The following is a 26665-nucleotide window of genomic DNA, read 5'->3' on the forward strand; positions in this document are numbered from 1 at the left end:
CGTCCCGCGCCCCCCCCCGGGGCCGCCCCACCCCGCCCCCCCCCGTCACCGGCCCTCCCCCCGGGGCGACGGGCGTACGACGGTTACAGGCGGTTGCGTCAGTGCTGACGGCTCGACGAGCGCCGGCGTACGACATAGATGGTGGCGGTGGCCGCGGCGACGATCAAGGCGGTGCCTGCGGCCAGCTCCCCGCCGTTCAGTCCGCCGATGCTGCCGCCGAGACCGCCTTGGACGGCTCCGGGCGAGACGCTGGCGGTGGAGCTGATGGTGGGAGTGCTGCGGGCGATGGTGAGATCGAACGTTCCCACCTGCGATCCGCAGGTGAAGCGCACCGTGTACACGGTGCCCGGGTTGGCGTCCGCGTCGACCATGGTCGAGGTGGATGTGCCGGGGTTGATGGTGACGGGGTCGAAGACCCCGGACGTGGCAGTGGCCGGGGTGGTGCATCCGCTGGCGGACAGGGTGACCCGGCCGCCCGGCGCGACGGTCGAGGGGCTGACGGTGAAGAAGGGCTGAGTCAGTCTGCTGTCGTTCGCCGCCGCGGTGGGGGCGGTCAGTGCGAGTGAGGCCACTCCCAGCAGAGCGGCGGATGCGACACGAATCGCGCGCATGGTCAATCCTCCGGGTCTCCGAGGAGCAGCTGCGGAACTGGTTTCCACAAAGGTCGGGGAATGCACCTCGATGACCGAAACGCTAGGAGTGGGCCCCATCGCCCGCGATCGCTGTCGCGCGAATGGGGCATCGATGTCCCCCATGCGGCGGACAGTCAGTCGTGTCTCGGTGCCGGGTTCCGGCGGTGGATGAGGTGGGGCCGACGCCCGGCAGCGTCGCCGGAGCCCTCCCAGGTCGAGGGCGGTATGGCGGGGCACTGGAGCATGGATGCACGATTCCCGCCGATTGGGCCGTACGAGCAGCGGACGATCGATGTGGGCGGCGTCGACTTCTTGTACTGGGAGGTCCGCGGCATCCCCGGCGGCAGGCCCGCAGGTGTCGTCCACGGCGGGCCGGCCGGCCGATCGTGGGGATCGACGCTGCTCCTCGCCCGCGCACACGGGAAAAAGCCGCCGAGGACTAGTGCGTCCGGGGGACGCCGTGCTGTCCCAGGAGCCGAACGTTCGCCGCCGCATCCCTACGGCGACCATCCGCGCCCCGCGCGCTCGCGCCGGCACGGATCGCCTCCGGTGCGCGACACACCTGGCCTTCTCGGTTCCCTCACTGAGGACTGAGGACTGAGGACTGAGGACTGAGCGACGAAGTGACGGAGTGACGGAGTGACTGGTGGAGCCAGTGGTGCGGATGAGATCAAGCCATTCCGTCTTGGGGTGAATTCCCCTGATCGAAGCCGGATTTCGACGATTCGCGCTTGCCGCTCCGAAGATTTTTTCCAGCGCTTTGAACACACGGCGCCCCCCTGTCCGTACCTAGGGCCATGAACACGGCGCACCTGGCGTCGCAACGGGTTCGATGGATAACAGGAGTGGACATGAACACCTGGCGTAACGCCTCGCTCGCGGTGACTGCGGCGGCCGTACTCGCGCTGACGACGGCGTGCGGTCAGGACAAGGGCACTGAGACACCCAATGGCCAGGCCGTCGGTGCGGCCAATCCGGCCCAGCCCGGGAACGGTGGCTACGGCTCGGACTACGGCGCCGGTGCCGCGCAGCAGGCGGCGGCCAAGCCGGCCGGTCAACTCGCGGTCTGGGACAGCAAGGAACTCGGCAAGGTCGTCACCGACAGCGCCGGCTTCACGCTCTACCGCTTCGACAAGGACACCGCCAGCCCGCCGAAGTCGAACTGCGAAGGCGAGTGCGCGAAGGCCTGGCCCGCCGTGGCCGCCGGCGGCGCCTCGGCCGCCCCCGGCACCGATGCCTCGCTGATCGGCGAGGTCACCCGCGCCGACGGTTCCAAGCAACTCACCATCGGCGGCTGGCCGATGTACCGCTACGCCAAGGACGCCAAGCCCGGTGACGCGAAGGGCCAGGGCGTCGGCGGAACCTGGTTCGCGTCGGCCCCCGACGGCAAGAAGGCACTCGGCGGTGGCGAAGGCGCCGGGTCCGGATCGGGCTACGGCGACGGTGGCGAAGAGGCCGGTGGCCAGGCCGCCGACCTCGCCGGACTCTCCGTCCACAAGGACCCCAAGCTCGGCGAGATCATCGTCGACAAGAACGGCATGACGGTCTACCGGTTCAAGAAGGACTCGGCCTGGCCGATGAAGTCGGCGTGCACTGGAGAGTGCCTCAAGAAGTGGCCGGTTGTCGCTCCGGTCGACAAGAACGACACCGAGGGAATCATCAAGAAGGGCTTCGTCACCTTCAACCGTCCTGACGGCATCAAGCAGCAGTCGATCGACTGCTGGCCGATCTACACCTTCTCGGGCGACAGCAAGCCGGGTGACACCAACGGCCAGGGTGTGGGCGGCACTTGGTACGTCGTCTCGCCCCAGGCCAAGCTGGTCGGAGCGCCCAAGTAGTCCCCACGCTGCGCGTCCGGCCCGGCCGGCCCGTCTCACGCCCCCCGCGTGAAGGCGGGCCGGTTGCTATTGCCACCGGCGTGTGACCAAGAACGGACCGCTAATTTCCGTTTGGGCTCGCTCTCTTGGCGGGCGATCAGTAGCCTCGGCTCGAACACTGGCCATGAACATGGCCGAACTCCCCCGTGGCGACTTGTTGGAGACATCGATGGAGCGTCCCGCCTGGGCCCCGCAAGGCATCGACATATCGGTGCCGAGCGTGTCCCGCATTTATGACTACTACCTGGGCGGCTCGCACAATTTCGAGGTCGACAGGGAAGCCGCGCGCAAGGCGATGGAGTTCATGCCGGGCCTCCCGAAGATCATGCAGGCGAACCGCGCGTTCATGCGCCGGGCCGTGAATTACGCGGTGAGCGAGGGTGTCACGCAGTTCCTCGACATCGGCTCCGGCATTCCGACCTTCGGCAACGTCCATGAAGTGGCGCACAAGGCCGACGCCGCCTCCCGCGTGGTCTACGTCGACCACGATCCGGTCGCCGTCGCGCACAGCAGGGCCGTTCTGGAGGGCGACGAGCAGGCCGTCGTCGTCTCCGCGGATCTGCGCAAGCCGCAGCAGATACTCGACAGTCCCGAGCTCGGTGGACTGCTCGACCTGGAGCGGCCGGTGGCGCTGCTCCTCGTCGCGGTACTCCACTTCCTCGAGGACCAGGACGATCCACGGAGCGCCGTGGCTCAGCTCCGTGACGCACTCGCGCCCGGCAGCCTCATCATCGTCACCCACGCCTCGTTCGAAGGAATACCGCTGTCCGAGGAGCAGGCGGGCGGCGCGGTCGGCGTATACCGGAACATACGCAACCCGCTGGTCATGCGCTCGCGCGAGGAGATCGCGCGCTTCTTCGAGGGGTACGAGATGATCGAGCCCGGTCTGGTGTCCATGCCCCACTGGAGGCCTGACGCTCCCGCCGAGCATGAGGACCCATATGCCTTCTCGGGCTTCGCCGGGGTGGGGCGCAAGGCGTGATGGCGCCGGAGGTGACGGATTCCGCGGTGGACCCGGACGGACTGGAGGACAGACTCCGGCGGTTCGCGACGATCTGGAGCCGGGCCATCTTCCCGGTGACGGCCACGTCAATGACCCGGGTCGAACTCGAGAAGCATCTGCTGCCGCTGGCCCGGCGGTTGAGGGAGTCGCTGCACGCGCGGCCCTTCGACCCGCAGGCCGCGCAGCGGGCCGGAGCGGCCCTCGTCGAGGCCCACTGCACGGACCCCGAGGCGCTGAGCCGCACGCTCGGCGTCGTCGACGCGTATCTGGTCCTGTACTGCGGTGTGGGTGCCCCGGAGCAGCCGGCCGAGGAGAGCCGGGCCCGCTGTGCCCGGCTGCAGCACGCGGTGGCCGCAGGCTTCGCCCAGGGGCTGCGCGAACGCACGCTGGCCGAGCAGGAGGCCATCGCGCGCTCGTCGCTGGTGGCCCGCAGCGACGCGGTGCAGGCGCTGCACGCCACCGAGGCACGCTTCCGCGCCGTGTTCGAGGGCGCCGCGATCGGCATCGGGATCGCCGATCTCGAAGGCAATGTGCTCGAGGTCAACGAGACCCTGCTGCGGATGTTCGGCGGGCTCGAGCACCATGTGCGCGGCAGGAAGGTGACCGACTGGGCCCATCCCGAAGACCGGCCGCATGTCTGGGACTTGTACCGGGAGCTGGTGAGCGGCGAGCGCGACGACTACCGGGTGGAGAAACCCTTCTTCCGCAACGACGGCACGGTCCTGTGGACCAATCTGACGGTCTCTCTGCTGCGGGATGCCGAAGGCCGTCCGGAGTACCAGCTGGCGCTCATGGAGGACACGACCGAGCGCCGGCTGCTCAATCTGCGGCTGCGCTACGAGGCTACGCACGACGCGCTGACCGGGCTGCCCAACCGCACACTCTTCTTCGAGCGGCTGGAGAAGGCGCTCTCCGCCACCGCCGACGGCGCCCGCTTCGGTCTCTGCTACCTCGACCTCGACGGCTTCAAGGCGATCAACGACAGTCTGGGCCACGCGGCTGGCGACCGGCTGCTGGTCGAGGTCGCGGACCGGCTGCAGAGCTGCGCCACCGCGCCCGGCGAGATGGTGGCACGGCTCGGCGGTGACGAGTTCGTGGCGCTGACCACCGGACCCGACACCCAGCGCGAGGTGGACGATCTCGCCACCCGTATCCTCGGCGCGCTTGCCTCGCCCATCCGCGTCGACGGCAGGGAGTTCACCGTCCGCGGAAGCATCGGCATCGTCGAGGGGCCCGCGGGCGAGCGCACCACCGCCGAAGTACTGCGCAGCGCCGACATCACCATGTACCGCGCCAAGTCGGCGGGCGGCAACCGCTTCGAGCTCGCCGACCCGGAGGCGGACGCCCGCGCCATCACCCGGCACGGACTGACCACCGCGCTGCCGGCGGCCCTGGACCGCGGTGAGTTCTTCATCGAGTACCAGCCCTTGGTGCACCTCGGTGACGGGAGCGTGCACGGGGCCGAGGCGCTGGTGCGCTGGTGCCATCCGCAGCACGGTGTACTCGGCCCGGACCGTTTCATTCCGCTCGCCGAGCACACCGGACTGATCGTGCCGCTGGGCCGCTGGGTGCTCCAGGAGGCCGTACGCCAGGCCCGCTACTGGCAGAAGCGCCACTCCGACGGCGGCCCGCTGCGGATCAACGTCAACCTCTCGCCCGCCCAGCTCCACCACCCCGGACTGGTCGCGGACACGGTCGACGTCCTCCAGCGCTCCGGCCTCGAACCGGGCGCCCTGTGCCTGGAGGTCACCGAGTCCGCGCTGATAGGAGCCGACGAGGATCTGCTGAAGCCGCTGCGCCAGCTCGCCGAGATGGGCGTGGACATAGCGCTCGACGACTTCGGCACCGGCTATTCGAACCTCGCCAATCTGCGCCGGCTGCCGGTGAGCGTGCTCAAACTGGACCGTTCCTTCACCCAGGGCATGCAGCGGCACCCCGCCGACCCCGTCGATCTGAAGATCGTCGAGGGGATCGTCTCGCTGGCGCACAGTCTGCAGCTGGCTGTGACGGTGGAGGGCGTGGAGACCGGTGCCCAGGCCGAGCAACTACGCGAGCTCGGCTGCGACACCGCACAGGGCTGGTACTACGCCCGGCCCGGCGCGCCCGACCGGATCCACTCCCTGGTGCTGGCCGACGCGGTGTAGTTTTCCCGGGCTCCGCCCCGGACCCCGCGCCTCAATCTCCCCCGGACTTCGTCCGGGGGACCCCCACGAGGCTTGAAATGTTGGCCACGGACGGGCCATCGAGCCCGTCCGGCGATTGAGGGCAGCAGCCGAGACCGTGCCCCGACGCTGCGGTCGGCGGACAGGCGCTCCCGCAGCCGCCACCGGCCGCGCTGCTAAAGCACCGCCGCCCGCGAGCTCAGCAGCACCCGCTGCAGCTCCCGGGCGGCGCGCGGCGGGGCGACATCGCTGCGGTGGGCGAGCGCGATCGTACGGCGCAGTCCCGGCCGGGCGAGCCGAGTGACCCGCAGATCGCGCCCGGCGCGCTCCGCCACCATGCTCGGCACCACCGCGATGCCCAGCCCGGCCCGTACGAAACCGAGTACCGCGTCCATCTCGCCGCCCTCCACGGTGAAGGCCGGCTCGAAGCCCTCCGCGCGGCATGCGGCGACCGTCAGCTCGCGCAGGTCGTAGCCGTGCCGGAACATCACCAGCGGTTCGCCCTGCAGATCGGCGATACGCACCGGCCGGTGCGGGGCCTTCGCCGCGGCCGAGGACACGACGACCAGATCCTCGCGCAGCAGCTCGACCGTGGTCAGCGCGGGGGAGGCGGGCGGCAGCGGCAGCACGATCAGGGCCAGATCGAGGGACCCGCGGGCCAGCTCCCGTACGAGATCGTGCGAACCGCTCTCCTCGATCAGCAGCTGGATGCCCGGGTGCAGATCGTGGAAGGTCCGCAGCACATCCGGCAGCAGACCGGTGCAGAGGCTCGGCGTCGCGCCCAGCCTGACCCGGCCGCGGCGCAGCTGTGCGAGTTCCTGGACCTCGTGCCGTGCGGTGTCGGTGTCGGCCAGGATGCGGCGGGCCAGCGGAAGCAGCGCCTCCCCGGCGTCCGTCAGGGCGATATTGCCGCGGGCCCGGCTGAACAGCTCCGCACCGAGCTCCTTCTCCAGCGCCCGGATCTGCTGTGAGAGGGACGGCTGGGCGACATGCACCCGCTCGGCGGCGCGGGTGAAGTGGCGCGTCTCGGCGACCGCCACGAAGTACAGAAGCTGCTGGAACTGCATCCCCTCACGATAGGGCATGCCTATGGAAATGAGCCGGATCATGTCTTGGACCTCTTGGGTCCTCCGGCCCTAGCTTTCTGTACATGGCTCTGGCACAGCGGACGGATCGAAAACCGTCTCTCACGCGCACGTTCTGGGGATCGACCGTCGGCAAGAAGACGGTCATGGCCGTCAGTGGCCTGATCATGCTCGGCTATCTGGTCGCGCATGTGATGGGCAACCTCAAAGTCTTCTTCGGGGCGGGGGAGTTCAACGCCTACGGCCACTGGCTGCGCACCATGGGCGAGCCCGTCCTGCACTACTCCTGGGCGCTCTGGATCGTCCGCCTGGTGCTGCTCGCGGCCGTCGTGGGCCATGGCATATCGGCGTACCAGCTCAGCAAGCGGGATCTGAAGGCCAGGCCCGTGCCGTACGCGCACAAGCGGCGCCGGGCCGGCTACGCCACCCGCACCATGCGCTGGGGCGGCGTCATCGTCGCGCTGTTCATCGTCTGGCATCTGCTGGATCTGACGACGCTCACGGTCAACGAGAACGCGCAGCCGGGCCATCCGTACGAGAACGTCGTCGCGACCTTCTCCACCTGGTACGGCAACGTCATCTACATCGTCGCGATGCTCGCCGTCGGACTGCACATCCGGCACGGCTTCTGGAGCGCCGCCCAGACCCTCGGCGTGGGCAACGCCGCCCGCGACCGGGTGCTGAAGGCTGTCGCAGGTGTCCTCGCGCTGGTGCTGACCGCGGGCTTCATCTCTGTACCCGTCGCCGTCATGACCGGAGTGGTGAGCTGACATGAACTACCTGAACTACACGACAAGCGCTCCTGTCGCCGACACCAAGGCCCCCGAAGGACCCGTGGCAGAGCGCTGGGACCGGCGGCGCTTCGAGGCCAGACTGGTCAACCCGGCCAACCGCCGCAAGCACACCGTCATCGTCGTCGGCACCGGCCTCGCCGGCGGCGCCGCCGGCGCGACCCTCGCCGAACAGGGCTACCACGTCGTCCAGTTCTGCTATCAGGACTCACCGCGACGGGCGCACTCCATCGCCGCCCAGGGCGGAATCAACGCCGCCAAGAACTACCGCAACGACGGCGACTCGATCCACCGCCTCTTCTACGACACCGTCAAGGGCGGCGACTTCCGCGCCCGCGAGTCCAACGTCCACCGGCTGGCCCAGATCTCGGTGGAGATCATCGACCAGTGCGTGGCGCAGGGTGTGCCGTTCGCCCGCGAGTACGGCGGCCTCCTCGACACCCGGTCCTTCGGCGGTGTCCAGGTCTCCCGCACCTTCTACGCCCGCGGCCAGACCGGGCAGCAACTGCTGCTCGGCGCCTACCAGGCCCTCTCCCGGCAGATCGCCGCCGGCACCGTGGAGATGCACGCCAGGACCGAGATGCTCGATCTGATCGTCGTCGGCGGACGGGCCCGCGGCATCGTCGCACGCGATCTGATCACCGGCGAGGTCTCCAGCCACTTCGCGGACGCGGTGGTGCTCGCCTCCGGCGGTTACGGCAATGTCTTCTATCTGTCGACGAACGCCATGAACTCCAATGCCACCGCGATCTGGCGGGCCCATCGGCGCGGCGCGTACTTCGCCAACCCCTGCTTCACCCAGATCCACCCCACCTGCATCCCGCGTACCGGCGACCACCAGTCCAAGCTGACCCTGATGAGCGAGTCGCTGCGCAACGACGGCCGTATCTGGGTCCCCCGGGCGCACGGCGACGAGCGGCCGCCGAACGAGATCCCGGAGGACGAGCGCGACTACTACCTGGAGCGGATCTACCCCTCCTTCGGCAACCTCGTCCCTCGCGACATCGCATCGCGCGCCGCGAAGAACGTCTGCGACGAGGGCCGCGGCGTCGGCCCCGGCGGCCAGGGCGTCTACCTGGACTTCGCCGACGCCATCCGGCGGATGGGCCGGGACGGGGTCGCGGAGAAGTACGGAAACCTCTTCGACATGTACGAGCGGATCACTGCCGAGAATCCGTACGAGGTTCCCATGCGGATCTACCCGGCGGTGCACTACACGATGGGCGGCCTGTGGGTCGACTACGACCTGCAGACCACCGTCCCGGGGCTCTTCGCAGTCGGCGAGGCCAACTTCTCCGACCACGGCGCGAACCGGCTGGGCGCGTCCGCGCTGATGCAGGGCCTCGCCGACGGGTACTTCGTCCTGCCGTCCACGATCAACGACTATCTCGCCCGCAATCCGCACCCGGAGACTGTCGACGCCTCGCACCCGGCCGTGGCGGAGGTGCTCGCCGAGACCGAGGACCGGCTGAACCTCCTGCTGGCCGTGGACGGCGACCGCACGCCCGACTCCTTCCACCGCAAACTCGGCGAAGTCATGTGGGAGTTCTGCGGAATGGCCCGGACCGACCAGGGGCTGCGCAAGGCGCTCGAGCGGATTCCGCAGATCCGCGAGGAGTTCTGGCGCCGCATCAAGGTGCCGGGCAGCGGTGAGGAGTTCAACCAGTCGCTGGAGAAGGCCAACCGCATCGTCGACTATCTGGAGCTCGCCGAGCTGATGTGCCTCGACGCACTGCACCGCGCCGAGTCCTGCGGCGGCCACTTTCGCGAGGAGTCCCAGACCCCGGACGGCGAAGCCGCCCGCAGGGACGAGAAGTTCGGCTACGTGGCCGCCTGGGAATACGGGGGAGCCGGGGGGCGGGCCCCGGGAGGCGGCGGGGCCGGCGAGCCACCCGTCCTGCACAAGGAAGACCTCGTCTTCGAGTACGTCCACCCCACTCAGCGGAGCTACGCATGAAGCTCACCCTGCGCGTCTGGCGCCAGCAGAACGCCGACGCCACCGGCGCCATGGTCACGTACGAGGTCGACGGCATCTCACAGGACATGTCGTTCCTCGAGATGCTCGACACCCTCAACGAGGAGCTCATCCTCAAGGGCGACGAGCCGGTCGCCTTCGACCACGACTGCCGTGAGGGCATCTGTGGCGCCTGCAGCCTGGTCATCAACGGCGACGCCCACGGTCCGGAGCGCACGACCACGTGCCAGCTCCATATGCGGTCCTTCAAGGACGGCGACACCATCGACGTCGAGCCATGGCGGGCCTCCGCCTTCCCGGTGGTGAAGGACCTGGTCGTGGACCGCTCGGCCTTCGACCGGATCATCCAGGCCGGCGGTTACATCAGCGCCCCGACCGGCTCCGCGCCCGAGGCCCACGCCACGCCGGTTCCGAAACCGGATGCCGACTTCGCCTTCGAGCACGCGGAGTGCATCGGCTGCGGCGCCTGCGTCGCCGCCTGTCCCAACGGCTCGGCGATGCTCTTCACCTCGGCGAAGATCAACCACCTCAGTGTGCTGCCGCAGGGCGCGCCCGAGCGCGAGACCCGGGTGCTCGACATGGTCGCGACGATGGACGAGGAGGGCTTCGGCGGCTGCACGCTGACCGGCGAATGCGCTACGGCGTGCCCGAAGGGGATCCCGCTGCCGTCGATCGCGGCGATGAACAAGGAGTGGCTGCGGGCGAGCCGGAAAGTCCGTCGCTGAAGCCGGTGTTGCACCCGGGACGGGAGATTCAGGACAGCTTTCCCGTGTGAGGCCGCCCACGCTTCCCCGCCCCGGTCAACAAATATTTCATGAAACTGTCATATTGGCCGCAGGATTTGTGTCCTGAGGACCGATCGAGCGCGAGGACAGCAAGATCAACTCTGTTCAACTCTGCACTGTCTATCGCGACATGTCCGCATAGCAGCCAACCAGTACCCGGAGATTTCCGCGGTGTTCGGGTGAGCCGGTAGGTATGGCCGGGTAACGGGCGCCGACCACGTCCGTCACCTACCGAAGCACTGCCATCTCTGGGGGTTTGCCATGCCTGAACTCACCCGCCGACGCGCCCTGGGCGCCGCCGCGAGCGCACTCGCCGGACTCGCCGTCGCGGATCTCGCGACCGCAGCATCGGCGCAGCCGGCGGCGGCCGCCCCGAATGCCTCCGACCCCGCGCCGTTCGACGAGGTCTACCAGGGACGCCGTATACAGGGCGCGCCCTCGCACGGCGGTGGCCACCACGGCGGTGGCCACCACGGAAACGGAGAACACGGCGGCTACGCGGTGCGCATAGACGGCGATGAGCTGCATGTGATGCGCAACGCCGATGGCACGTGGATCAGCGTCGTCAACCACTACGAGACGTTCGCCACGCCCCGCGCGGTGGCCCGCGCCGCCGTGGTGGAACTCCAGGGCGCCGAGCTCGTCCCCCTCGTCCTCGCCTGATCCGGGAGCACCACCATGACCGTACGCAAGAACCAGGCCCAGCTCACCGCCACCGAGAAGCGCCGCTTCGTCGACGCGCTGCTCGAGCTCAAGCGCAATGGGCGGTACGACACCTTCGTCACCACCCACAACGCCTTCATCATGAGCGACACCGACAACGGCGACCGGGTCGGACACCGCTCGCCGTCCTTCCTGCCGTGGCACCGCAGGTTCCTCATACAGTTCGAGCAGCAACTCCAGGCCGTGGACCCGTCCGTGGCGCTCCCGTACTGGGACTGGACGGCGGACCGCACCGCGGGCTCCTCCCTCTGGGCGGCCGACTTCCTCGGCGGCACCGGCCGCAGCAGAGACGGCCAGGTGATGGAAGGCCCGTTCGCCTCCGTGTCCGGCAAGTGGCCGGTGACTGTACGCGTCGACGGGCGCGGCTATCTGCGCCGGGACCTCGGCGCGGGCGGGCGGCAGCAGCTGCCGACCCGGGCCGAGGTCGACTCCGTGCTCGCCATGGCCACCTATGACGCACCGCCGTGGAACAGCGCGTCGGACAGCTTCCGCAACCACCTGGAAGGCTGGCGCGGCGTCAACCTGCACAACCGGGTGCATGTGTGGGTCGGCGGCCAGATGGCCACAGGGGTCTCCCCGAACGACCCGGTGTTCTGGCTGCACCATGCCTTCATCGACAAGCTCTGGGCCGACTGGCAGGCCCGCCACCCGGGTTCCGCCTATCTGCCGGCCGCCGGGACGGCCAATGTCGTGGACCTTCACGACACGATGCGCCCGTGGAACGACGTGACGCCCGCCGACATGCTCGACCACACCCCCCACTACACATTCGACACAGTGGCCTAGCGAAGGGACCGCACGAGGCGGGCGGCGGTACGGCTGCGGGCCGTGCCGTCCGTCGCCCGGCCTGCCGGCGGCGATGCGACCACTCTTCGTCGCCGCCCGGCTCGAGGCCGCATCACCCCTCGGCAGCGGCGGGGCTCAGCTCGGTCGCCGGCCCGTCGTGACGCCTGCGCACGATGGTTCATTCCCGGCGTCCGCACTGGTCAGCCCCGCGATCCGGGCGAGGCGCCGGAACGAGTCCAGCAGAGCCCCGCGGTCGTACGTACTCGTCGTGACCAGCACCTCATCGGCGGCGCTGTCCTTCACCACCGCCTCCAGCGCGTCCGTGACCTGCTGCTCGGTCCCCGCAATATGGCCGGTGAGCCCTGCCTCGTAGAACTCGCGCTGCTTCGCCGTCATCGCCAGCTCCTCGATCCGGTCCGGCGGGGCGAGCGGCGGGAATTCGCCGTGCGTACGGGAATACGCCAGCGACCATGCCTCCGGCATCAGCAGCCTGCGGGCCGCATCCTCCGTGGCGGCGACCGCGACCGTGCCCGCGATGACGACATAGGGCCGCTCGGACCAGACGGAAGGACGGAAGTCCTGCCGATAGCGGTCGATGGCGGCCAGCATCCGGTCTCGGCCCCGGATGTCGCCGATGACCAGCGGCAGCCCGGCCCCGGCCGCAATCCCCGCCCCTCCGCCGGTGGCCAGGAGGTACGGCGGGACGCGCAGGCCCTCCGCCGGACGGGCGTGCACCTGCGGATGTGCCGTCCGTTCGCCCGTGAACCAGCCGAGCAGCTCCTCCAGCTGCCCGGCGAAGTCCTCCGCGTCCTTCTTGTCGCGGCCCAGCGCCCGGCGTATCCCGTCCGTGAAGCCGACCGAGCGGCCCACACCCATGTCGATCCGCCCCGGGAAGAGCGACTCCAGCACCCCGAACTGCTCGGCGACGACCAGCGGTTGATGGTTGGGGAGCATCACGCCGCCCGTGCCGACGCGGATCGTGGCGGTCGCGGCGGCGACGGCCGAGGCCAGGACGGTCGGCGCGGAGCCCGCCACGCCCGGCACGCTGTGGTGCTCGGAGACCCAGAAGCGGTGATAGCCGAGCGTCTCCAGCTCCTGGGCGAGCCGGACGGTGTCGCGCAGGGCCTCGGGCCCGTCGTGCCCCTCGCGGGTGCGGGAACGGTCGAGTACGGAGAGGCGGACGGACGCGATCACTGAGCTCACACCTGGTTACAACGCCCTCGCCACGCAAGGATTCCCCGGCGTTGCCTACGCTGGGGGCCGTGACGCGAAGCAGCAGGCCACTGGCCGTATTCGATCTGGACGGGACGCTCGCCGACTCCGGGCACCGCCAGCACTTCCTGGAGCGCAGGCCGCGGGACTGGGACGCCTTCTTCAGGGCAGCCCCCGACGACCCGCCGCTGACGAAGGGCGTCGAGCTGTGTCTGCAGGCCGCCGAGGAGTGCGAGGTCAGGTACCTCACTGGCAGGCCGGAACGGTGCCGCAGGGACACCCTCGACTGGCTGGCGGCGCAGGGGCTGCCGGAGGGGAGGGTGTTCATGCGGCGCAACGACGACCGCCGGCCGGCCCGCACCACCAAGCTGGAGATCCTGCGGCGGCTGGGCCGGGACCGGGAGATCCGGATGCTGGTGGACGACGACGAGCTGGTGTGCGACGAAGCCGAACGGGCCGGCTTCCCGGTCGTACGGGCCCGTTGGGCGACCGGTACGACCGAGGCGCTGAAGGACGCGCAGGAGCGCGAGGGCCGTACCTGACCCGCCCTGATCCCGACGGCCGGCGGACCGCCCTCCTGTCAGCCGGTCACTCGCCGTCCTCGAGGCGGAAGCCCACCTTGAGGCCGACCTGGTAGTGCTGGATCTGCCCGTCGACGATCTGGCCGCGGACCTGGGTCACCTCGAACCAGTCCAGTCCCCGCAGGGTCTGGGCCGCACGGGTGATGCCGTTGTGGATGGCCTGGTCGACGCCCTCCGGTGAGGTGCCGACGATCTCGGTGACCCGGTAGGTGTGATTCGACATGGGTGCCGCACTCCTCTCGATACGTTCACTCAACGGTGCCCCACCAGGAGACGCCGCGCGAGGCGTCGGGAGCGGAGAGGGGCGTCCGCGGCCGGGCCGGGAGCCTGATCAGGGCACCTCCGCTCCGTCCCGTGTCGTCCACCTGACGCCACCCCCGTCACCGTGTCGCCGTCGTCGGTGCGTCTTCCCCGTGCCGGACGATCTACTGGCCCGGCAGCGGCTGTTCGGTCCAGACGGTCTTCCCCTCGCGGGTATAGCGCGTGCCCCAGCGCTCGGTCATCTGGGCCACCAGGAACAGGCCACGCCCGCCCTCGTCAGTGGTGCGTGCCCGGCGCAGATGCGGCGACGTGTGGCTGGTGTCGCTGACCTCACAGATCAGGGATCGTTCACGGATGAGCCGCAGGGTCACCGGACCGCCGGCGTACCGGTAGGCATTGGTGACCAGCTCGCTGGCGATGAGTTCGGTGGTGAAGGCCAGGTGCTCCAGGCCCCATTCGGTCAGCTGAGCTGTCGTCAGTGCCCTGGCCCGCGCGGCGGAGGTCGGGTCCAGCGGAAGTCCCCAGGAGGCGACGTTCTGCGGGGGGAGCACGCGGGTGCGGGCGATGAGCAGGGCGATGTCGTCGGCGGGGTGAGCGAGTACGAGGGAGTCGACCACTGCCTGACACGTCCGTTCCAGGGGGTCGGCGGGGCGGTTGAGCGCCTCGCAGAGCCGTGTCAGACCCATGTCGAAGTCGATGTGGCGTTCACCGATGAGTCCGTTGGTGTAGAGGGTGAGCAGGCTTCCCTCGGCCAGTTCGATGTCCCGGGCCTCGAACGGCAGGCCGCCCAGGCCGAGCGGTGGGCCGGCGGGCAGCTCGAGCAGGCTCACCTGTCCGTCCGGGGTGGTCACCACCGGAGGTGGGTGGCCGGCGCGGGCCACGGAGCACAGCCGGGAGACGGGGTCGTAGAGGGCATACAGGCAGGTGGCGCCGATGACCTGCTCGCCCACGGGCTGTTCACCGACGGCTTCTTGTTCGGCGGCCAGCAGGTTGACCAGGTCGTCCAAGTGGGAGAGAACCTCCTCCGGTTCCAGGTCGAGGCTGGCAAGGGTGTGCACGGCGGTACGTAACCGGCCCATGGTGGCTGAGGCGTGGAGGCCGTGGCCCACCACATCGCCGACAACGAGCGCGACCCTGGCCCCGGACAGGGGGATGACATCGAACCAGTCGCCGCCCAGCCCCGAGGCCGCCCGGGCCGGGAAATAGCGAGGAGCCACCTCGATGGCCGCCTGGTGCGGAACCGCCCTCGGCAGCAGGCTGCGTTGCAGGGTGAGCGCGGTCTGTTGCTGCTGGGTGTAGCGCTGGGCATTGTCGATACAGACGGCGGCGCGCGAGGCGATCTCCTGGGCAAGTGTGAGGTCGTCCGCTTCGAACGGCTCGGGGCGCCGGGAGCGCCACAGGCTCATCGCGCCCAGCACCAGGCCCCGTGAACCCAGGGGCACCACGATCAGGGAATGGACACCCAGGTCGGGAGGGTACTCGCCCTGGCGCGGTTCCATGGAGAACAAGTCAGGCGGAAGAACGGATTCCAGGACGGCCCGCCCGTCGGCCAGGCACCTGGCTTGTGGGGTGTCCGGTGCGAACTCGAGGGGCTCCCCTCCCGGCTGCGGCAGTCCGGGCTGCTGGTCCAGGATGCTGCGGACCGCCACCCGTACGACGGGCTCCGTCAGGCCCTGCGCCGACGCCTCACCGCGCGTCACCGGTTGCGACAGGTCCACAGATACGTGGTCGGCGAGGTGAGGGACCACCACATCGGCGAGCTCCGAGGCCGTCGTCTCCACATCGAGTGTGGTTCCGATGCGTGTGCCGGCTTGGGCGATGAGTGCCAGCCGGAGTCGGGCCCGATGGCGTTCGGTGATGTCCTCGACGGTCTCGGCCACCCCGAGGACCCGGCCGGACGGATCCTCCAGCCGGAAGGCCGAGACGGACGCGGCCCGCTCTCGTGCCGGATCCCGCTCGAGGCGGGTGTACTGCTCGGTGGAGACCAGTGATCTTCCGGTCTGCATCACCTGGCGCACCCGGTCCACGGCCTTCCGGGCGTCATCGGCGACCAGCAACGCGCCGGTACGCATTCCCCGGAATGAGACGGCCGGAACTCCGGTGAACCGTTCGACGGCCCGGTTGACCCGGAGAATCGTCATCTCGGGACTGTGGACGACAAGGCCGATCGGGCACCGGCGGAACAGCCCGTCGAGAACCGCGCGATCCCTCTGCCACTCGAGTACCTCCGCCGCCGGCGCCCCGACAAGGAACCACTCGCGGACATCGCCATCGCGCAGGAGGGCACGTGCCCTGAACGCCATCTCCACGAGCCGCCCGCTGCGGTGCCGCACCGCCAGGACGCCGAACCAGCCTCCCGCTCTCCTGCACGTCGCCGCGGCGTTCTTGGCGGCACGCAGGCCGCGGGGATCGATCAGGACTTCGAGCACCGGACGGCCGAGCACAGCTGCCTCCGGGTAGCCGAGCAGGTCCTGGGCCGGCCGGCTCCAGCCGACCACGGTTCCCCGGTCGTCGAGCACCGCCGAGGCGGCGAGGTGCAGCGCGAACGGATCGTCCCGGCTCTCGCTGAGCACCGTCACCCGCTGGTCCACTGCCGGACACCACCTCTACTGGGCTGCCGATGTTCTCCCGCTCGTACTGGTGCGCGACCGGGACTGGCGTGGCTCACCGGGACCGGTCGCTTCGCCGCGCCACAAGATGTCCGGTGCCCGGCGCAAAAAGACCAGGTCGATGCTGCGAGCCATTGAACCGGTCGAGCCCAGCCGCCCTCCGGGTGGCGTGCCGCGGCGCGGCGGCCATCACCCGCACGGTCCCACGGGGAGGCGTCTCGCGATGCCTCTCGTGATCAACATCGGTAGGCGCATCGGCACAGCCGTCCACTGGAAGCGTCCATGAGGCGTGCCTGGTGGCGCGGTGCAGGGGAGACGTAGCCGCCTCCGGAGCGCAATGCCGCGCACACCCGCTTCCCCCACTTGACAAATGTTGCCGAATTATCTATTGAAATCTTTAGAAGCGGTTTCGGCCTGCAAAGATCGTCCGGCGCTGAGGCTGCGGTGAAGGGCGTGCCTTTCGAGGCCGCAGACTTCCCCTGCCCGAAGGCAGCCTGCTCGTCCTGTGCACAGACGGACTGGTCGAAGCCCGGGAGCGCGACATCGGCATTGGGCTCACGACACTGCGTCAGGCCCTGGTCCATCCCGCTCAGTCGCTCGAAGTCGTCTGCGACACGGTCCTCAGGGCTCTCCTGCCGGAGAAACCGCACGACGACGTGGCACTGCTGGTGGCACGCACCCATGCTCTGGACGCCTCCCACGTGGCGTCCTGGCAGGTGCCGCCGGACCCGGCCGCGGTTGCCGACACCCGTCGACGGGCGGCCGCGCAGCTCACGCGGTGGGGGCTGCGCGAGGCCGTGCCCACCACCGAGCTGATCGTCAGCGAGCTGGTCACCAACGCCATCCGCCACGCCAGCGCCCCGATCGAGCTGCGGCTGATCCACGACGGCGCCCTGATCTGTGAGGTCTCCGACGCGAGCAGCACCTCCCCGCATCCGCGTCGCGCTCAGGAGCTGGACGAGGGCGGCCGCGGGCTGCTCCTGGTCGGTCGGCTCTCCGAGCGGTGGGGCACCCGTCACACCGGCAGCGGGAAGACCAACTGGGCCGAACAGCCTCGGGTGCCTTCTGCCGGCGCCTCGTAGCCAGGGCGCGTGGCGCGGTGGCCGCGAGGGACTGCGTGCGCAGGACGAGGTGCTGACTCCGGCTCGGGTCACCGCCCGGATTGCCGCCCAACCGGGCGGCCGGACGGCCGTCGAGGACACCGTGCCGGGCGGCCGGTGACCATGCCCGGAGGGGCGCACTCCGGGCGGGCATCCGTCCGCCGAAGTAACCCGGTCACATTTTCCCGGTCTTGACCGGCTCTTTGGTACATACCAAACTCCAGCCACACCCGTGCAAGCGCGGAGCGCGCTTCCCCCCATGTCGGGTTCACGCTCCCGTGCTCTCACACAGAAGGTGGCCCTCGTGAAGAACCGCTCACTCGCCGTGTCCGTCGCGCTCGTCTCCGCCGCCGCAGTCGGCGGCTGCGGGCTCCTCCCGGGTGGCGGATCCGAGACCCGCACGGTCAGGATCTGGCTGATGAAGGACAGCGTCACCGACGACTTCCTCAAACGCTTCACCAGCGCCTACAAGCAGGAAAACCCTTCCGTGAAGCTGGAGTTCACCTTCCAGGAGTGGACCGGCATCGGCAAGAAGGTCACCGCCGCGCTGGAGAGCAAGAAGGCGCCGGACATCATCGAGGTCGGCAACACCCAGGTCGCACAGTACGCGGAGAGCGACGCACTGTGGGACCTCACGCTCGAATCGGTCCGAGACCTCGGCAGCGACGACTGGCTGCCCGGCCTCGCGGAGCCGGGCAGCATCAACGGCTCGCAGTACGGCATCCCTTGGTACGCGGCCAACCGCGTCGTCATCTACAACAAGGACCTCTTCGCCGGCGCCGGGATCAAACAGCCGCCCACGACCCGTTCCCAGTGGCTCGAGGACTCCGGGAAACTCAACCGTGGCGGCGTCCAGGGCATCTACCTCTCCGGCCAGGACTGGTACAGCCTGGCCGGCTTCATCTGGGACGAGGGCGGGGAACTGGCCGTCGAGAGAGGCGATTGGCAGGGCGCCCTGGACACTCCCGCGGCGCTGAGAGGGATGGCGTTCTACAAGAAGCTGCAGTCGTACGGCGAAGGACCCAAGGACGCGGACGAGGAGACACCCCCGCAGGCCGACGTCTTTGCCAAGGGTGACGTCGCCCAGATGATCGCGGTGCCGAGCGCCGCCACCGTCATCGAGAAGCGCAATCCCCGGCTCAAAGGCAAGCTGGGCTTCTTCCCCGTGCCGGGTAAGACGGCCGGCCGGCCGGGCGCCGTCTTCACCGGCGGCTCCGATCTGATCATCCCGGAGAACGCCCGCGAGCGGTCGGCCGCGGTCGACGTCGTCAAGGCGCTGGCGGGCGCGAAGTGGCAGACGGACCTCGCCAGGACGATGCACTACGTGCCCAACAAGACCACCCTCGCGGCTGTCCTCACAGGTGAGGAGAGCACCTCGGCGATGGCCGCGGGAGCCGCACACGGCAGGGCCACACCCAATTCCCCGCAGTGGGCGAGCGTCGAGGCCGACAACCCGATCAAGCCGTACATGACGGCGGTACTCCAGGGCAAGGAGCCCGGACGGGCGGCGCGAGCCGCGTCCGAGCGCATCACCGCCGCGCTCGCGCCCCACTGAGCCGGCCGCCGTCCCTACCGTCTGTGCATGCTCGGTGGCACCGCATTCCCCGGCATTCAGCCGTCGCACATCCCCTCTCCGCCGAGCGGTCATGTCGAATCCAGCCGGCCACGGAAGAAGTAAGGAGCCGGGCCGCCGCACCCGCGGTCCGTCCCTCACCGTCCGGCACAGGAGGCCGCCATGACCGCATCGCCAGCCGTCGTCCCCGCCCCTCTCCACGCACAGCTCTCCGCGTCCCTGCCTTCGCCCCTCCCCGTTCCCGGCCAGGAAACCGACCAGCCCCGTTATGTCGTCTCCCTCGCCCGCGACCAGGAGGACGTACGGGCCGCACAGCGGCTGCGTCACCAGGTCTTCGCCGGGGAAATGGGAGCCAGGCTCGACGGCCCGGAGCCGGGCCTGGACATCGACGCCTTCGACGCGTACTGCGACCACCTCCTGGTCCGTGAGGCGGACACCGGTGAGGTCGTCGGCACCTACCGGCTGCTGCCGCCCGACCGCGCCCGGGTCGCCGGACGCCTCTATTCCGAGGGCGAGTTCGACCTCGCCAGGCTCTCCCCGATCCGCGACGACCTCGTCGAGGTCGGCCGCTCCTGCGTCCACCCCCTGCACCGCAACGGCGCCGTCATCGCGCTCATCTGGGCCGGACTCGCCCGCTACATGGTCCGCACCGGACACAACTGGCTGGCCGGCTGCTGCTCGATCCCGCTCGCCGACGGCGGCACCCTCGCGGCCGCCACCTGGGACACCGTGAAGGCCAAGAACCTCGCCCCGGAGGAGTACTGGGTCACGCCCCACAAGCTCTGGAACCCCGACTCCGTCGAGCGGCCCGCCGGGCGCACCGAGCTGCCCGCCCTGCTCCGCGGCTATCTGCGACTGGGCGCCTGGGTCTGCGGAGCGCCCGCCCACGACCCCGACTTCGGTGTCGCGGACCTTTACGTCCTGCTCTCACTGCGCCGCACCAACCCCCGATACCTGCGGCACTTCCTCTCCCTCGCCCCGGTGCGATGAGCGTCTGGCTGCCCACCGCGCCCTGCACCCCGCGGGGCTGCGCGACACACCACGGCCCGGCGGCCGGGGCGCTCAGGGCGGCTGCCCGGCTGCTGGCCGGGACGCTGGCCGTCGTGGCGGGTCTGCTGCTCGCGCCGTTGGCCGCGCTGCTCGGCGCGCTGTTCGGCGCCCGGGTCCGGGACGTCATGACCCGGAGCTGGGCGCGTGCGGTGCTGCGCGCCTTCGGCGTGCGCGTCAGGATCGTCGGCAGGCCGCACGGCCCCCGGGCCTCTCTGGTCGTTGCCAACCACATCTCCTGGCTGGACATACCGCTGATCGCGGCGGCCCTGCCCGGACGGATGCTGGCCAAGACCGAGGTGCGGCGCTGGCCCGTCCTCGGGCCTCTCGCCGCCCGGGGAGGCACTCTCTTCCTGGAGCGCGACCGGCTCCGTGCCCTGCCCGCCACCGTCCGCGAGATGGCGTCTGCGCTCGGCGGCGGGGCACGCGTCATAGCCTTCCCCGAAGGGTCCACCTGGTGCGGACGCGGTCAGGGCAGATTCCGGCCCGCCGTCTTCCAGGCCGCGCTGGACGCGGGCGCCGCAGTCCAGCCCGTACGCATCACCTATCTGCCCACCGGAGCGGCCGCGTTCGTCGGCGACGACCCGCTGGCCGCCTCCCTGTGGCGGGTCGCGGCGGCCGGCGGACTCACCGCGGAGATCCGGCTGCTGCCGGTCATCCCCGCGGGGAGCTGCCCCGACCGCCGCTCACTGGCCCGCGCGGCTCAGCGCGCCGTCGCGAGAGAGAGCGCGAACCTGCCTTCCGTATCCGTCCACCAGTGCGTCAATTCCATCCCGGCTTCGGCCAGTTCGGTGCGTACACCCTCCTGACGGAACTTCGCCGACACCTCCGTACGCATCTCCTCGCCCGCTGCGAAGGAGACCGCCAGATCCAGCTCGGGGATCTTCACGGTCAGCGCGGAGCGGGCCCGCAGCCGCATCTCGATCCACTCCTGTTCGCGGTCCCACACCGCCACATGGTCGAAGTCGGCGGGGTCGACATCCGCGCCCAGCTCCCGGGCGATGACGGACAGCACGTTCTTGTTGAACGCGGCCGTCACCCCGGACGCGTCGTCGTACGCCCTGACCAGGACTTCCTCGTCCTTCACCAGATCAGTGCCGAGCAGCAGGGTGTCGCCGGGTGCGAGAAGTGACCGCACGGAGCGCAGGAACACGGCGCGCTCGTCGGGCAGCAGATTGCCGATCGTGCCGCCCAGGAAGGCGACGAGCCGCGGCCCCGGGGTGCCGGGCAGCGCGAGGCCGCGCGTGAAGTCGGCGATCAGGGCATGGACGTTCAGCCCGGGCCGCTCGGCGAGCAGCGACTGAGCCGCGCCCGTCAGGGCGCTCTCGCTCACATCGACCGGCACATAGCTGTGCAGAGTGTGAAGCTCGTCCAGCAGATGCCGGGTCTTCTCCGAGGAGCCGGAGCCCAGCTCCACCAGCGTGCGTGCCCCGCTCACCGCGGCGATCTCGGATGCGCGGGCGGCCAGGATCTCCCGCTCGGCTCGCGTCGGGTAGTACTCGGGCAGCCGGGTGATCTCCTCGAACAGCTCGCTGCCGCGGGCGTCGTAGAACCACTTCGGCGGCAGAGTCTTGGGCGTACGGGTCAGGCCGTGCAGCACATCCGCGCGCAGGGCGGCGTCCGTCGCGTCCTCGGGCAGGGTTCGGGTCAGCAGGAACGGGCTCACGCGGTCGGCTCCTTGAGCGGGGTCAGCAGGACATCGGAGCGGGTCGCGGCCAGCAGGCTGTGGTCGGGAACCTCGCGCCAGTGCGGATCGTCGTCGTACGGCTCCGAGGCCACGACCGTGCGGCGGCCCGGCTCGGCCAGATACCAGAGCGTGTCGCCCCATGCGGTCGCCACGATCGTCTCGCCGTCCGTGAGGAGCAGATTGAGCCGGGAACCCGGAGCGGCCGCGGCGACCTCCCGGACGGTGTCGGCCAGCGCCTGGCCGAGTTCGTCGCCGTCGCGCAGCCGGTGCAGCACCAGCGCCCACACCAGCGCGGAGTCGCAGCGGGCCTCGAGCGAGAGCAGCTCGCCCGCGGGCAGTGTCAGGGCGAGCGGTTCCAGGGAGCCCGGCCAGCCGCGGACCGCGCCGTTATGACTGAACAGCCACGGCCCGGCGGCGTACGGCGCGGCCGCCGCCTCGCCGTCGGCGCCCGCCTCGGTGGCGTCGCGGACGGCGGCGAGCAGTGCCCCGCTGCGCACCACGCGGGCCAGGTCGGCGAAGGAGAGATCGGCCCAGATCGGGCCGGAACGCCGGTAGCGGGCGGGAACGGGATCGTCCTCGGCGTACCAGCCGACCCCGAAACCGTCGGCGTTGACCGTGCCGTGCCGCTGGTGACGTGGCGCCCAGGACTGCCGGTACAGCCCGTGCAAGGGCTCGACGAGCAACTGCCCGAGGGGCAGCGCGGGTCCGAGAAAGGCGAGATGCCGGCACATCAGGCGAGGCCGCCTTCCTGCGGAGCCGCGTCCCGCGCCGTGCGGAACCCGGAGAAGATCTGGCGGCGCACCGGAAGATCCCAGTTGCGGAAGGTGCCACGGCAGGCCACCGCGTCGACGGCGAACGAACCGCCGCGCAGTACCTTGTGCGCGCCCCCGAAGAAGACCTCGGAGTACTCGCGGTACGGGAAGGCGGCGAAGCCCGGATACGGGAGAAAGTCGCTCGACGTCCACTCCCACACATCGCCGATCAACTGCCGTACGCCGAGCGGTGATTCACCGTCCGGATAGCTGCCGACGGGAGCCGGCCGCAGATGGCGCTGACCGAGGTTGGCGTGAGACGGCGTGGGGTCCTGGTCGCCCCACGGGAAGCGGCGCGAACGGCCGGCGTCCGGATCATGCCGCGCGGCCTTCTCCCACTCGGCCTCCGTGGGCAGCCGCCGTCCCGCCCAGCGGGCGTACGCATCGGCTTCGTACCAGCTCACATGCAGTACCGGCTCGTCCGCCGGCACCGGCTCCGTCACGCCGAAACGGCGGCGCAGCCACTGACCGCCCTCACGCCGCCAGAACAGCGGTGCGGCGATGTCGTGCTGCCGGATCTGGTCCCAGCCCTCGGGCGCCCACCAGCGGTGGTCGGTATAGCCGCCGTCGTCGATGAAAGCCTGATACGCGCCGCAGGTCACCGGCACCGTATCGATGTAGAACGCCGGTACGAGACGCTGGTGCGCGGGCCGCTCATTGTCCAGCGCCCAGGGCTCGGTGGAGGTGCCCATGGCGAACGGGCCGCCAGGGACCAGGACTTCGGACGGCATCCCCTCGACGCTGCCCGCGGGCGGCTCGGGCGCGCTGAGCGCGGCCGGCCCCTTCCTCAGCTGATGGGTGATCAGCATGGTCTCGTCGTGCTGCTGTTCGTGCTGCGCGATCATCCCGAAGGCGAAGCCGGCATCGACGAGACGCCCGCCTTCCAGCGGAGTGCGGTCGAGGACGTCCAGGACCCTGCCGCGTACGTCGGAGGCGTACGCACGCGCCTCGGCCGGGGCCAGCAGCGGCAGCGTGGGCCGCAGTGCGCGCGGGTGTTCGAAGGCGTCGTAGACGGAGTCGATCTCGGGCCGCAGTGCCTCACGCCCGGCGACCGTACGCAGCAGCCACTGCTCCTCCTGGTTGCCGATGTGCGCCAGGTCCCAGACCAGGGGGGACATCAACGGAGAGTGCTGGGCGGTCAGTTCATGGTCGTCGACGCACGACGTGAGTGTGGCCGTCCGGGCTCTGGCGGCGGTCAGCGCGTCGAGCGCGCGCCGCCGGAGTTCTTCGGTCATGTCCGGAGTTCCTTCCCGAGGGAGGGGAAGCGCAGATCGTCGGCGGGACATCGGCCCCGCAGGACATGGCGCTCATTGAAGGCGGCGACCGCCTCCCGCACGGCGTCCGACGCGCCTATCCGGGGGAGTGCCTCCAGCGCGACGGAGAAGCAGGTCACCGCGGCCGCGTGCAGCTCGGGATCGGCCAGTCCGTCCCGGGCGGCAACCACCCAGAGCGGATTGCGCGGCGCGGGCAGCGGACCCGCCGTCTCCGCCAGCGGTTTGACGACGCGATAGACCGTCTCCGCCGCCTCCGCGTCGTCGAACAGGGCCGTGGTGACAGCGAGCGGCACCATCCAGCCGTCCTCGCCCGACTGGGCGTCGATCATGCGCAGCTCGAGATGGCCGCGCGGTCTCACAGGTGGAAACAGCGTGGTCAGGTGGTAGTCGAGGTCCTCCCGGGTCGGCGGACGCGGCACCCCTGAGCGCATCCACTGCCGGAAGGAGAGTCCCTCCGGCAGCTCCCACGGCTTGTCGGCGGCCCGGACACACATCACCGGCGCGTCGAGAGCGTGGGCGGTCCAGGCGGAGCGCGGCTCCATGTCCAGAGGCGGTGTCACCGGCCGCGCGGCATCGAGCTCGGCCCACACGGCCTGCCGGGTCGATCGCCAGCCGGTGTAGCGCCCCTCCCGTGCGGGGGAGTTGGCGAAGGCAGCCATCAGCACCGCGCCCAGCAGATGCGCGAGCTGCCAGCGCCTGCCGTGCCCGAGCGGTCCCGGCTCCTCGTGGCCCGCGTCGAGGCAGACCTGGACGGAGGCGGAGCTGCACATCATGGCGCGGCCGGCCGGACCCGTCCGGTCGAGAAACGCCTCCATGGCGTCGTAACGAGGTGCATGGAGGATCCGGCGCGGCGGGTGCCAGGGATCGAGGCCGAGTCCGGTGAGAGTGAGGCCTGCCGGGCGGAGCGCGGCGCGTACGGCGTCCAGATCGGCGGCGGTGGAGTCGATGCACTCCATCAGGGAGGCGGCGGGTGGCGAGCTGAGCTCCAGCTGGCCGCCTGGTTCGAAGGTGAGAGCCGAGTTGAGGGTCAGGGAACGTACCTGGTCGAAGGCGGCTGTCAGGCGGTCGGCCGGGACCGGGCGCTCGGGTCGGTACAGGTCAAGAACGAGCCATTCCACCTCCACACCCACGGTGCGAGGCGGGCCGTTCTTGAAGCAAATACATCGGAGCAGGTCCTCCGCTTCATCCTCGGATATCGGCCGGCTGTAGTCGCCGGCATCAGGTGGCTGCATGATCGGATCCTCCTGTAGAAGGCACTCTGCCAACCTAAGGCCACGGCCGCCGCTTCGCACAAGAGTGCCCTTGGCAGTCGGAAATACGCTTGCCGCGTCTGTCGCCGGTCACTGACGATGTCCCCCATGAGTGCACGACTGCGGGGGATCGCGAAGCAGACCGAGGCGATCGTCGATACGGGCAACTACCTCGGGTCCGACGGACGCGAGATCCGGATCGGGCGTGCGGTGACCGCCGCCCTGGCGGGCACCAGGATGTACGGGCCCGAGGCCGTTCGGGTGACGCCCGACACGGACCGTACGACAGCCTTCGAGGTCACGGCCGAGAGCAGCACGGAAGCGGCCCGCCGGCTGACGGCCGCGGACCCGGCGCCGGTCGCCGTCCTGAACTTCGCCTCCGCGCGCAACCCGGGCGGCGGCTATCTCAACGGCGCACAGGCTCAGGAGGAGGCGCTCTGCCGCGCCTCCGCGCTCTACGCCACACTGCTGCGCGCACCGGAGTTCTACGAGCATCACCGCGCCGAGCGCGACCCGTTCTACACCGACCGGGTGATCCACTCGCCCGGCGTCCCGGTTTTCCGCGACGACCGCGGCCGGCTGCTGGACGCGCCGTACACCGTGGGATTTCTGACCTCGCCCGCGCCGAACGCCGGAGTGATCACCAGCCGCAGCCCCGACCGGGCGCACCGCATCCCGGCGGCCCTGGCCGCGCGGGCCGAACGGGTCCTGGAGACGGCCGTGGCGGGCGGCTACCGGCGCCTTGTGCTGGGGGCCTGGGGCTGCGGGGTCTTCCGTAACGACCCCGCGGAGGTCGCCGGCGCCTTCCGTGCTCTGCTCAGCGGCAGCGGACGGTTCGCAGGGCACTTCGATGAGGTCGTCTTCGCGGTGCTGGACCGTACGGCCGACGGGCCGGTACTCGAGGCCTTCCGGCGCACCTTCGCCGGTCAGCTCCAGCCGTAGCGCTCCCGCAGCCGCTGTACGACGGCGTCGAAACGCGGCCGGTCCAGCGCGCACGCCTCACGGCGCATACCGTCCTCGTGCACCCGCAGCACCCGGTCGAGATCGACCCAGGACTCGCGTCCCGCGCGGTCCCACGGCCCGACACCGATCGCCACCCACTCGCGGTCATGGTCATGGCGCTTGCTGGAGAGCTGTACGGCCAGCAGCGTGCCGGCCGCCTCACGGGCCACCACGAGCACCGGCCGGTCCTTGCCGCGACCGTCGTTCTCCTCGAAGGGCACCCAGGTCCAGACGATTTCGCCGGGATCGGGATCGCCGTCGCGATCCGGAGCGTACGAGGTGCGGACCGGGCCCACCTCGGTGGGATCGGCCTCGGCGGTGGCGGCGGGGCCGCTGCTGCCGGGAAGGGCCGAGGGGCCGTGAGAGGCGTCGGATGCATCGGAGGCGCCCGCTGCGCCGGAGAAGATCGTCACCCGCCACACGGTAGGACCTGTGCGG

24 protein-coding genes and 1 pseudogene are annotated in these 26665 nt (G+C 70.3%); 15 read left to right on the forward strand and 10 right to left on the reverse strand.

The genetic code is table 11. The annotated features are described in order from the left end of the window. Window positions 1-98 precede the first annotated feature (98 nt). The gene (locus ACWDZ6_RS16930) at window positions 99-611 is read right to left on the reverse strand and encodes a hypothetical protein (RefSeq protein WP_366729691.1); all 513 of its coding nucleotides are present in this window, start codon (window positions 609-611) and stop codon (window positions 99-101) included. Window positions 612-1483: 872 nt separating this feature from the next. Here ACWDZ6_RS16930 and ACWDZ6_RS16935 point away from each other — a divergent pair. From ACWDZ6_RS16935 to ACWDZ6_RS16945, 3 genes are all read left to right on the forward strand, one after another. Next, a complete protein-coding gene (locus tag ACWDZ6_RS16935) occupies window positions 1484-2470 on the forward strand; it encodes an SCO0930 family lipoprotein (protein ID WP_366729692.1) in 987 nt (328 codons plus the stop codon). A 208-nt stretch (window positions 2471-2678) separates the two neighbouring features. Next, entirely contained in the window at window positions 2679-3491 is an 813-nt protein-coding gene (locus ACWDZ6_RS16940) for an SAM-dependent methyltransferase (protein ID WP_451503620.1), read from the forward strand. Next, window positions 3491-5656: a putative bifunctional diguanylate cyclase/phosphodiesterase gene (locus ACWDZ6_RS16945; protein WP_451503473.1), complete on the forward strand. Its 2166-nt coding sequence runs from the start codon at window positions 3491-3493 to the stop codon at window positions 5654-5656. Before ACWDZ6_RS16940 ends, ACWDZ6_RS16945 begins: the two co-directional genes overlap by 1 nt. Before the next feature lie 194 nt (window positions 5657-5850). Here the strand turns inward: ACWDZ6_RS16945 and ACWDZ6_RS16950 are convergent, their stop codons facing one another. Beyond that, entirely contained in the window at window positions 5851-6741 is an 891-nt protein-coding gene (locus ACWDZ6_RS16950) for a LysR family transcriptional regulator (RefSeq protein ID WP_451503474.1), read from the reverse strand. A gap of 83 nt (window positions 6742-6824) precedes the next feature. Between ACWDZ6_RS16950 and ACWDZ6_RS16955 the strand changes: the two genes are divergently transcribed. The 5 genes from ACWDZ6_RS16955 to melC2 all read left to right on the forward strand — a co-directional run bounded on the left by ACWDZ6_RS16955 (window position 6825) and on the right by melC2 (window position 11819). After that, window positions 6825-7529 carry a succinate dehydrogenase cytochrome b subunit gene (locus ACWDZ6_RS16955; protein ID WP_366729696.1) on the forward strand — a complete coding sequence of 235 codons (705 nt, stop codon included), beginning with the start codon at window positions 6825-6827 and terminating at the stop codon, window positions 7527-7529. A 1-nt stretch (window position 7530) separates the two neighbouring features. Continuing rightward, window positions 7531-9507 (forward strand): fumarate reductase/succinate dehydrogenase flavoprotein subunit, encoded by a 1977-nt coding sequence (locus ACWDZ6_RS16960; protein ID WP_451503475.1) that lies wholly within the window; start codon window positions 7531-7533, stop codon window positions 9505-9507. Beyond that, on the forward strand, window positions 9504-10250 hold the full coding sequence (locus tag ACWDZ6_RS16965) for a succinate dehydrogenase/fumarate reductase iron-sulfur subunit (protein ID WP_451503476.1): 747 nt from the start codon (window positions 9504-9506) through the stop codon (window positions 10248-10250). The genes ACWDZ6_RS16960 and ACWDZ6_RS16965 overlap by 4 nt, the downstream gene beginning before the upstream one ends. Window positions 10251-10571: 321 nt before the next feature. Further along, window positions 10572-10973: an apotyrosinase chaperone MelC1 gene (melC1, locus tag ACWDZ6_RS16970; protein WP_451503477.1), complete on the forward strand. Its 402-nt coding sequence runs from the start codon at window positions 10572-10574 to the stop codon at window positions 10971-10973. Window positions 10974-10988: 15 nt separating this feature from the next. Then, window positions 10989-11819, forward strand: coding sequence for a tyrosinase MelC2 (gene melC2 / locus ACWDZ6_RS16975; protein WP_451503478.1), 831 nt, complete (start codon window positions 10989-10991; stop codon window positions 11817-11819). Window positions 11820-11954: 135 nt separating this feature from the next. Here the strand turns inward: melC2 and ACWDZ6_RS16980 are convergent, their stop codons facing one another. After that, a complete protein-coding gene (locus tag ACWDZ6_RS16980) occupies window positions 11955-13022 on the reverse strand; it encodes an MsnO8 family LLM class oxidoreductase (RefSeq protein ID WP_451503479.1) in 1068 nt (355 codons plus the stop codon). A 59-nt stretch (window positions 13023-13081) separates the two neighbouring features. Between ACWDZ6_RS16980 and ACWDZ6_RS16985 the strand changes: the two genes are divergently transcribed. After that, window positions 13082-13573, forward strand: coding sequence for a phosphatase domain-containing protein (locus ACWDZ6_RS16985; RefSeq protein WP_451503480.1), 492 nt, complete (start codon window positions 13082-13084; stop codon window positions 13571-13573). Window positions 13574-13619: 46 nt separating this feature from the next. On the opposite strand, the gene ACWDZ6_RS16990 is transcribed toward ACWDZ6_RS16985, so the two are convergent. Together ACWDZ6_RS16990 and ACWDZ6_RS16995 are read right to left on the reverse strand one after the other, a co-directional pair. Then, window positions 13620-13835, reverse strand: coding sequence for a dodecin (locus tag ACWDZ6_RS16990; protein ID WP_326654052.1), 216 nt, complete (start codon window positions 13833-13835; stop codon window positions 13620-13622). Between the two features lie 202 nt (window positions 13836-14037). After that, entirely contained in the window at window positions 14038-16464 is a 2427-nt protein-coding gene (locus ACWDZ6_RS16995) for a SpoIIE family protein phosphatase (RefSeq protein ID WP_451503481.1), read from the reverse strand. 521 nt (window positions 16465-16985) lie between these two features. On the opposite strand from ACWDZ6_RS16995, the pseudogene ACWDZ6_RS17000 reads away from it, so the two are divergent. The 5 genes and pseudogenes from ACWDZ6_RS17000 to ACWDZ6_RS17020 all read left to right on the forward strand — a co-directional run. After that, window positions 16986-17102: pseudogene (locus ACWDZ6_RS17000) on the forward strand (hypothetical protein); the annotation flags it as partial. 36 nt (window positions 17103-17138) lie between these two features. Further along, complete coding sequence (locus ACWDZ6_RS17005) at window positions 17139-17564, forward strand: ATP-binding protein (RefSeq protein WP_451503482.1); 426 nt, start codon at window positions 17139-17141, stop codon at window positions 17562-17564. A gap of 322 nt (window positions 17565-17886) precedes the next feature. Further along, the gene (locus ACWDZ6_RS17010) at window positions 17887-19137 is read left to right on the forward strand and encodes an extracellular solute-binding protein (RefSeq protein ID WP_451503483.1); all 1251 of its coding nucleotides are present in this window, start codon (window positions 17887-17889) and stop codon (window positions 19135-19137) included. A gap of 180 nt (window positions 19138-19317) precedes the next feature. Next, on the forward strand, window positions 19318-20145 hold the full coding sequence (locus ACWDZ6_RS17015) for a GNAT family N-acetyltransferase (RefSeq protein WP_451503484.1): 828 nt from the start codon (window positions 19318-19320) through the stop codon (window positions 20143-20145). After that, a complete protein-coding gene (locus ACWDZ6_RS17020; protein ID WP_366729707.1) occupies window positions 20142-21011 on the forward strand; it encodes a lysophospholipid acyltransferase family protein in 870 nt (289 codons plus the stop codon). The genes ACWDZ6_RS17015 and ACWDZ6_RS17020 overlap by 4 nt, the downstream gene beginning before the upstream one ends. Here the strand turns inward: ACWDZ6_RS17020 and egtD are convergent. From egtD to egtA, 4 genes are read right to left on the reverse strand one after another with little or no spacing between them, the layout of a single operon-like run. Then, window positions 20906-21868: an L-histidine N(alpha)-methyltransferase gene (gene egtD, locus ACWDZ6_RS17025; RefSeq protein WP_366729708.1), complete on the reverse strand. Its 963-nt coding sequence runs from the start codon at window positions 21866-21868 to the stop codon at window positions 20906-20908. The two genes, ACWDZ6_RS17020 and egtD, sit on opposite strands and share 106 nt — an antisense overlap. Next, window positions 21865-22620, reverse strand: a complete 756-nt coding sequence (gene egtC / locus ACWDZ6_RS17030; RefSeq protein ID WP_451503485.1) for an ergothioneine biosynthesis protein EgtC — start codon at window positions 22618-22620, stop codon at window positions 21865-21867. The genes egtD and egtC overlap by 4 nt, the downstream gene beginning before the upstream one ends. Then, complete coding sequence (gene egtB / locus ACWDZ6_RS17035) at window positions 22620-23936, reverse strand: ergothioneine biosynthesis protein EgtB (protein WP_451503486.1); 1317 nt, start codon at window positions 23934-23936, stop codon at window positions 22620-22622. The genes egtC and egtB overlap by 1 nt, the downstream gene beginning before the upstream one ends. After that, on the reverse strand, window positions 23933-25207 hold the full coding sequence (gene egtA / locus ACWDZ6_RS17040; protein WP_451503487.1) for an ergothioneine biosynthesis glutamate--cysteine ligase EgtA: 1275 nt from the start codon (window positions 25205-25207) through the stop codon (window positions 23933-23935). Before egtA ends, egtB begins: the two co-directional genes overlap by 4 nt. A 126-nt stretch (window positions 25208-25333) precedes the next feature. Here egtA and ACWDZ6_RS17045 point away from each other — a divergent pair, with 126 nt between their 5' ends. Beyond that, window positions 25334-26167, forward strand: a complete 834-nt coding sequence (locus ACWDZ6_RS17045; protein WP_451503488.1) for a TIGR02452 family protein — start codon at window positions 25334-25336, stop codon at window positions 26165-26167. Here ACWDZ6_RS17045 and ACWDZ6_RS17050 read toward each other — a convergent pair. After that, window positions 26152-26634, reverse strand: a complete 483-nt coding sequence (locus ACWDZ6_RS17050; protein WP_366729966.1) for a type II toxin-antitoxin system PemK/MazF family toxin — start codon at window positions 26632-26634, stop codon at window positions 26152-26154. The two genes, ACWDZ6_RS17045 and ACWDZ6_RS17050, sit on opposite strands and share 16 nt — an antisense overlap. Between the last annotated feature and the right edge of the window lie 31 nt (window positions 26635-26665).

This window comes from Streptomyces sp. NPDC002926 (genome assembly GCF_053591755.1).

Coding starts and splice junctions, on each gene's coding strand:
- ACWDZ6_RS16945 (WP_451503473.1), top strand. CDS start 3,491: ATGGCGCCGGAGGTGACGGATTCCGCGGTGGACCCGGACGGACTGGAG.
- melC1 (WP_451503477.1), top strand. CDS start 10,572: ATGCCTGAACTCACCCGCCGACGCGCCCTGGGCGCCGCCGCGAGCGCA.
- ACWDZ6_RS16950 (WP_451503474.1), bottom strand. CDS start 6,741: ATGCAGTTCCAGCAGCTTCTGTACTTCGTGGCGGTCGCCGAGACGCGC.
- ACWDZ6_RS16990 (WP_326654052.1), bottom strand. CDS start 13,835: ATGTCGAATCACACCTACCGGGTCACCGAGATCGTCGGCACCTCACCG.
- ACWDZ6_RS16960 (WP_451503475.1), top strand. CDS start 7,531: ATGAACTACCTGAACTACACGACAAGCGCTCCTGTCGCCGACACCAAG.
- egtC (WP_451503485.1), bottom strand. CDS start 22,620: ATGTGCCGGCATCTCGCCTTTCTCGGACCCGCGCTGCCCCTCGGGCAG.
- ACWDZ6_RS17045 (WP_451503488.1), top strand. CDS start 25,334: ATGAGTGCACGACTGCGGGGGATCGCGAAGCAGACCGAGGCGATCGTC.
- egtB (WP_451503486.1), bottom strand. CDS start 23,936: ATGACCGAAGAACTCCGGCGGCGCGCGCTCGACGCGCTGACCGCCGCC.
- ACWDZ6_RS16955 (WP_366729696.1), top strand. CDS start 6,825: ATGGCTCTGGCACAGCGGACGGATCGAAAACCGTCTCTCACGCGCACG.
- ACWDZ6_RS16965 (WP_451503476.1), top strand. CDS start 9,504: ATGAAGCTCACCCTGCGCGTCTGGCGCCAGCAGAACGCCGACGCCACC.
- ACWDZ6_RS17020 (WP_366729707.1), top strand. CDS start 20,142: ATGAGCGTCTGGCTGCCCACCGCGCCCTGCACCCCGCGGGGCTGCGCG.
- ACWDZ6_RS16935 (WP_366729692.1), top strand. CDS start 1,484: ATGAACACCTGGCGTAACGCCTCGCTCGCGGTGACTGCGGCGGCCGTA.
- ACWDZ6_RS17015 (WP_451503484.1), top strand. CDS start 19,318: ATGACCGCATCGCCAGCCGTCGTCCCCGCCCCTCTCCACGCACAGCTC.
- egtA (WP_451503487.1), bottom strand. CDS start 25,207: ATGCAGCCACCTGATGCCGGCGACTACAGCCGGCCGATATCCGAGGAT.
- melC2 (WP_451503478.1), top strand. CDS start 10,989: ATGACCGTACGCAAGAACCAGGCCCAGCTCACCGCCACCGAGAAGCGC.
- ACWDZ6_RS16930 (WP_366729691.1), bottom strand. CDS start 611: ATGCGCGCGATTCGTGTCGCATCCGCCGCTCTGCTGGGAGTGGCCTCA.
- ACWDZ6_RS16940 (WP_451503620.1), top strand. CDS start 2,679: ATGGAGCGTCCCGCCTGGGCCCCGCAAGGCATCGACATATCGGTGCCG.